The 6,210-nt window shown below is 48.4% G+C and carries 5 protein-coding genes and 1 pseudogene; 1 reads left to right on the plus strand and 5 read right to left on the minus strand.

Annotated features, from left to right (window positions below; translation table 11 throughout):
* Window positions 1–8: 8 nt before the first annotated feature.
* From galT to BMZ71_RS10315, 4 genes are all read right to left on the minus strand, one after another.
* Window positions 9–1,490, minus strand: coding sequence for a UDP-glucose--hexose-1-phosphate uridylyltransferase (gene galT / locus BMZ71_RS10300; protein WP_086989177.1), 1,482 nt, complete (start codon window positions 1,488–1,490; stop codon window positions 9–11).
* A 36-nt stretch (window positions 1,491–1,526) separates the two neighbouring features.
* On the minus strand, window positions 1,527–2,690 hold the full coding sequence (locus BMZ71_RS10305; RefSeq protein WP_086989159.1) for a galactokinase: 1,164 nt from the start codon (window positions 2,688–2,690) through the stop codon (window positions 1,527–1,529).
* A 313-nt stretch (window positions 2,691–3,003) separates the two neighbouring features.
* Window positions 3,004–3,621 (minus strand): trimeric intracellular cation channel family protein, encoded by a 618-nt coding sequence (locus tag BMZ71_RS10310; protein ID WP_086989158.1) that lies wholly within the window; start codon window positions 3,619–3,621, stop codon window positions 3,004–3,006.
* Between the two features lie 198 nt (window positions 3,622–3,819).
* Window positions 3,820–4,860, minus strand: coding sequence for an NAD(P)-dependent alcohol dehydrogenase (locus BMZ71_RS10315; protein WP_086989157.1), 1,041 nt, complete (start codon window positions 4,858–4,860; stop codon window positions 3,820–3,822).
* A 217-nt stretch (window positions 4,861–5,077) separates the two neighbouring features.
* Here BMZ71_RS10315 and BMZ71_RS10320 point away from each other — a divergent pair, with 217 nt between their 5' ends.
* Window positions 5,078–5,422, plus strand: a complete 345-nt coding sequence (locus BMZ71_RS10320; RefSeq protein ID WP_086989156.1) for a hypothetical protein — start codon at window positions 5,078–5,080, stop codon at window positions 5,420–5,422.
* 590 nt (window positions 5,423–6,012) lie between these two features.
* On the opposite strand, the pseudogene BMZ71_RS15115 reads toward BMZ71_RS10320, so the two are convergent.
* Window positions 6,013–6,210 (minus strand): annotated as a pseudogene (locus BMZ71_RS15115) (IS30 family transposase); the annotation flags it as partial.

Genomic DNA, 6,210 nt, shown 5'->3' on the forward strand with positions numbered 1-6,210 from the left:
TTCAAAAATCAACGCAACTGTTCGACGAAACGGCCAAACGCTTGCTGGCCTTCGGGGGTACGTTTGAACACACCGGCATCCTCCAGCACCCGCAAAAAGGCTTCGCTTACCGCATCCTGCACCACTTCTGCCGCATCGGCACCGGTCCTCGCCTTTTTGTCCACCAAGCCTGCAACCCACTCCTGATGGTAAGCAGCGATTTCTGCTGTTTCTCCGTTAAGATACTGTTCGATTTCACTCAATTCATCCTTCAAGCGCGGCGGCAGAATCGCCAGCCCCATCACTTCGATCAGGCCGATATTCTCTTTCTTGATGTTCTGCACGTCCGGATGCGGATGGAAAATACCGTCCGGGAACTCCGGCGAAGTCCGGTTGTTGCGCAGCACCAGATCCAGTTCGAACAAGCCGTCCTTCATGCGCGCGATCGGCGTGATCGTGTTGTGCGGAATGCCCTCGGTGACATGCAGGATGCCGGCCGCTTCATCCGAATAGCCCCGCCATGCATCCAGGATAAAGTCCGCCGCCTCCGCCAATTCATGCGCATCCTTTCCGGCAAGCCGGATGACGGACATCGGCCACTTGACGATGCCAGCCTGAACCGAAGCAAATCGATCCATTTCAAACGGCCGTTCGACCGGCGCTTCCGCCATCGCGAAGGTGTGCCGTCCACCCTGGTAATGATCGTGCGACAAAATCGAGCCGCCGACGATCGGCAGGTCCGCATTCGATCCGACGAAATAGTGCGGGAATTGCGTGATGATCCCAAGCAACTTCTCGAAAGTATGCTTATCCAATTTCATCGGCTTGTGCTCCTCGGCCAAAAAGATGCAGTGCTCCTCATAGTAAGCATAGGGCGAATACTGCAGCCCCCACTTTTCACCGTTCAACGGCATGCGGACGATGCGGTGGTTGGCGCGGGCCGGATGATCGATGCGCCCGGCATAGCCTTCGTTTTCCATGCAGAGTTGGCAAGCCGGATAAGCTGATGCGGGTACGTTTTTCGCCAAAGCGATCTGCTTGGGATCCTTCTCCGGTTTGGACAAGTTTATCGTAATCTCCAGCTCCCCGTAATCAGTACGGTGCTGAAACGCGATATTTTTGGCGATGCTGCGGGTTTTGATGTAATCATTGTTTTGGCTGAGCTCGTAAAAATAGTCAGTTGCCGCTTCCGGATTTTCTGCATAGACTGCCCAAAAATGCTTATTGATGACGGAAGGCATCGGCGTGATCAAAGACATGATCTGCGCCTCCAGCGTCTCCCTCGCGTATTGGTAGTCCGCGATTTTACCGTTTGCGACCGCCCAATCCACCAAGCGATCCAGCAGATCCAAGCGCTCCGGCAAAATTTGCGATGGCTCCAATTTTGTGTCCAAATCTTCCTTGCCGATCATGGCCAACAGCAGATTGCGCTGCGCAATCCTGTCCATCGCTTCCGTTTCGCCGTTTGCGATGCCCGTTTCCACGAAATCGACAACAGCTTGATCGATCATGTACGCTGTCTCATTTATCGTCATACCAACCGCTCCTTATAACCGTTTTGCGCCGTCGCTGATTTCGGCGATGTAGAATTCTGCCGGATAACCGATCGCTGCTTCATAGGTTTTACCGACATTTTCGATAAAGGTCGGAATCGCATCTTTTTCGACGATGGCGATCGCGCAGCCACCGAATCCCGCTCCGGTCATGCGCGCTCCCAAGACACCCGGTTGATCCCAAGCGGCTTGAACCAAGGTATCCAGTTCGATGCCGGTCACTTCATAATCATCCCGTAAAGAAATATGCGACTGGTTCATCAATTGGCCGAATGCCTCCAATTCGCCTGCCTGCAAGGCCGATTTGGCTTTCAAGGTGCGTTGGTTCTCTGTTACCGCATGACGTGCACGGCGGTACAAAACATCGCTCTCCAGAACTGCTTTCGCATTTTCGAAGGTTTCTTCATCGAGTTCGCCCAAGCTGCCGACCGAGACGACTGTCTGCAGCTTCGCCAAGGCTTCTTCGCATTCGCTGCGGCGTTCGTTGTACTTGGAGTCGACCAATTCGCGACGTTTTTTCGTGTTCATGATGACGATTGCGTGATTGCCCAATTCTACAGGAACCATTTCATATTCAAGCGTATTGCAGTCCAGCAAAATTGCTTTGTTTTCCTCGCCCATGCCGACAGCGAACTGATCCATGATGCCGCTGTTCACGCCGATGAACTCGTTCTCCACGCGTTTGCCGGTTTTGATGAGGTCCAAACGATCCACGTTCAAATCGAACAGGTTATCCAGAACGACACCCATCAATAGCTCGAGGGATGCAGATGAAGACAGACCCGAGCCGTTCGGGATATTTCCGAAGATGACCATATCCATGCCTTCCGGGATGGCGTGACCGGCTTCCTTCAGGTAGCGCAGCATGCCTTTCGGGTAGTTTGCCCAGCTGTCAGCTTTTTTGTGATCAAGATCGGCCAAATCGAAGCTGATGACGCCGGCTTCCGGGAAATTTTCTGAGTAAAGACGGACCTGCTTCAGATCATTTTTTGCCGCAATCGCGTATGTCCCCAATGTGATGGCGCAAGGAAAGACATTCCCGCCGTTGTAATCCGTGTGCTCGCCGATCAGATTGATCCGTCCCGGTGCGAAAAATGCTGTGTAATCCTTTTTGTCGAATAATTCCTCAAATTTTTGCTTCAACCCTGTCAATTCCATCTTCATCCGCTCCTTTTTATTTTCGATAAATGTTTACTTATAATTTTTACTAAATATTAACTAAATGAATTATAACCCCACAACATACAGGTGTCAAGTAATTTTGTAACGCTTTCATTCTGGATGATCAACCCGCTGTGAGAGTGTTACAACAAATAAGGCCGCCTCGCAAAGGAGACGGCCTATCTTCACTTCTCTTAAATAGGATAATTCTTATCGTAAACCCATGTAGGCTTGAAAGAACTCCCGGGTCACAGCGGTGGAATAAAGCTTCTCCCGCCGCGGCATCGACATTTCCTTCGATGTACCAGACCTATTCCATAGTGACCTTCCCTACCTTCAGCAGGTGCACGTCATTCTCCATGCAGTAGAGCCTGATCAAAGTGGTTGCCAAAAAACAGCTATATAGCGCCGCTTCACTTCCGGCCAATCGGAACACGATAATGTACAGGATGGCTCCAAGGATGGACGCCATCGCATAAACTTCTTTGCGGAATATGTAAGGAATCTCCCGAGCGAACACATCCCTGATAAGTCCGCCACCGGTTCCGGTCAATACCGCCAACGTCACCACCACGTACCACTGTTGAAAGCCCAGCCGCACAGCCACCTCCGCTCCGATAGCAGTAAATGCCCCAAGACCGATCGCATCAAAAAATTGCAGTTTCTTCGCCAATTTGTTGATGTGCGTATAGAAAAGAATGACAAAGCCGGCGGAAAGCAAGCTGATGAGTGCATAGAGCGGGTTTTCCAATGATGCCGGCAAAGGGCGATCAATCAGCAGATCCCTGACGATCCCGCCGCCTACCGAAGTCGTGATCGCAAATATCCCGATCCCGTAATAATCAAGATCCTTCTCGATCGCGGTCAATGCCCCTGACATCGCAAAGGCGATCGTTCCGATTATTTCAACTATAGAAATGAATTCCATTCAATGTGTCCCCCCTGATGATAGTTCTCTGAAAATATTAGGTTTTGCAAAAAGTATAACGCAAAAGAATGCAAAGTCGCCATAAACTTTGCATTCTTTTTCATTCTTTTTTAGCCTGTTTGCACAAACCTATTTATTCTGTAGCTTCCATATACCCTTGCGCCCAAAAATATTGAACATCAGAGAACTAATTTTTCATCAGATTGTGCTGGTGTCGATCACGAAACGGTATCTGACGTCGGAAGCCAAGACGCGTTCATAAGCCTCGTCGATCTGGTCGGCTGAAATGACTTCGATATTCGGAACGATGCTGTGTTCGGCGCAGAAGTCCAGCATTTCCTGGGTTTCGCGGATGCCGCCGATCATGGAACCTGCAAAGGCACGGCGATGCCCGATCAAGGACATCACATTCACTGACAGCGGTTCTCCTGGAGCCCCGACGTTCACCAGCGTGCCGTCGAGTTTCAACAAGCCCAGGTAAGCGTCCAGATTGATCACGGCACTCACCGTATTGATGATCAAATCAAAGCTGCCGGCCAATTCCTTGAATGTTTCCGGATCCTTGGTGGCGTAATAATGCTGCGCCCCGAACTTCAGTCCGTCTTCTTTTTTGCTCAACGTTTGCGAAAGGACGGTGACTTCAGCCCCCATCGCATGCGCGATTTTGACGCCCATGTGCCCCAATCCGCCCAGTCCGATCACGGCGACTTTCTTGCCGGGGCCGGCCTGCCAACGGTTCAATGGTGAGTAGGTTGTGATGCCGGCGCACAACAGCGGCGCTGCGGCGTCCAGACCGATGTTGTCCGGAATGCGCACAACAAAATCTTCGGTCACGACGATATGCGTCGAGTAGCCGCCCTGTGTCGGTTCGCCGTATTTATCGACTCCGGCATAAGTCGGGACATTGCCTTTCAGGCAGTACTGCTCTTCCCCGCGCAAACAATTTTCGCATTCTCCGCAGGAATCAACCATGCAGCCGACACCAACGCGATCCCCAATTTTATATTTCGTTACGCCAGGACCGACTGCGGTGACCAATCCCGCGATTTCATGCCCAGGAACGAGCGGATAGTGCACATGTCCCCACTCACCATGGGCTGTATGGATATCCGAATGGCAGATACCCGCAAACTTGATTTCGATCAGAACGTCCTGTTCATCCAATTCCCGTCTCTTGATTTCAGCAAATCGGAACGGTTTGTCCGGACCGTCGACTGCTCTTGCTCTCGCTAGTACCATCTATTTTTCCTCCATTATGCTTTTAATTCAAAAGCAGCATTCTCGCTCTTGTAGAAAGAGCATACACCTTAAAGTTAAGGTTAAGTCAAGCGATAACCGATAGGAAGCGCTAAATTACTCCAGCCTTTTTTGTTTCTTATTATTAACATTATTTCTATTCTCAGTATAACTAGTTTATACTTAATATTGAAATAATTAAAAAATGGGAGGAATCAACTTGAAAATGAAAGCCTATTTAGCTCTTCCGGTTGCATTATTGCTTATGGCCTGTTCGAATGAATCAAACGAAACTACCCAAACCGAAGTCACTCAATCCTCAATCAGCGAGAGCACGGAAGTTATCGACAACGAAACGGCCTTTTTGGAACAACTTGCGGATTTTGATGCGGAGCATGAGCCATTTATTGTAGCCTATTACGATTCCCTTGATGCCATAAAAGAAAAGGTATCCGATGAGACGAATACTTTTGTCGATCCGGAACTTTCTGAAAGAGAACTGCAGATCAAACTGATATTCAAGGGTGACGATGATTATTACCGCGTGGTGTTGAAAGAAATTTAGTTACTTGAGATATGCAACTATAAAGTGCGGTGGTGTAAACTGGCCGTTTCAATTCCTATTATCTATTCATCCAAAATTGAAGGAGTTGAGGTATTTTGAGAAACGCTTTAAGATCATTTGCAAAAATCAGTTTGACTTTCGTATTTTGGTTCGTCATTAATGAAGTGGTTTCGTTTTTGTTTGGCAACAGGATACCTCTTCCCACTATTGAGGATTCCAGCATTATACTTTTTTATTTTTTGATTTTTCTGTTTGAGCTTGTTTTGTCGTGTCTACTAACCTATTTTGTATTTACCATCGCAAGAAAATAATATTTCATGATTTATTATGCAATTCTCACAGCTTAATTGCAATATCAAATGCATAAAAAATTTTAAAAACCTTTATAGACAGCGAATTACTCAATAATCCAGTATTACCAATGGTTTGAAGCCTTTGTCGGCAGTGTGTATTTCGTCCCTTACCATTTTTCAGGTGAGTTGTTGGTGGTTCTGACCCAAGAGAATAGGTTGGCTGAGTCAAGAGAAGGAGCGAAGCGGCTCTTGACTCAGCTAAGCTGTTCTCTTATCCTATAAAACCAACAAAACACCTTAAGCTGCTTGTAACTTAGCTAACTCTTCCTGCAGGCGTTCTGCAGGTGTTGCATAGCCCATTATTTTTCTCGGCCTGTCGTTGATCGTATTAGTTACTGCCAGTAAATGTGCATAAGACAATGGACGCAGAGTGACTCCCTTTGGGATAAATTCTCGGAGCATGCGGTTGTGCCTCTCGTTCGTTCCTTTCTCCCA

This window comes from Trichococcus flocculiformis (assembly GCF_900113645.1).
GTDB classification, from domain to species: Bacteria; Bacillota; Bacilli; order Lactobacillales; family Aerococcaceae; genus Trichococcus; species Trichococcus flocculiformis.

Bases quoted from the DNA above. Each gene is read 5' to 3' on its own strand.
- galT (WP_086989177.1), bottom strand. From the start codon at position 1,490: ATGATCGATCAAGCTGTTGTCGATTTCGTGGAAACGGGCATCGCAAAC.
- BMZ71_RS10305 (WP_086989159.1), bottom strand. From the start codon at position 2,690: ATGGAATTGACAGGGTTGAAGCAAAAATTTGAGGAATTATTCGACAAA.
- BMZ71_RS10310 (WP_086989158.1), bottom strand. From the start codon at position 3,621: ATGGAATTCATTTCTATAGTTGAAATAATCGGAACGATCGCCTTTGCG.
- BMZ71_RS10315 (WP_086989157.1), bottom strand. From the start codon at position 4,860: ATGGTACTAGCGAGAGCAAGAGCAGTCGACGGTCCGGACAAACCGTTC.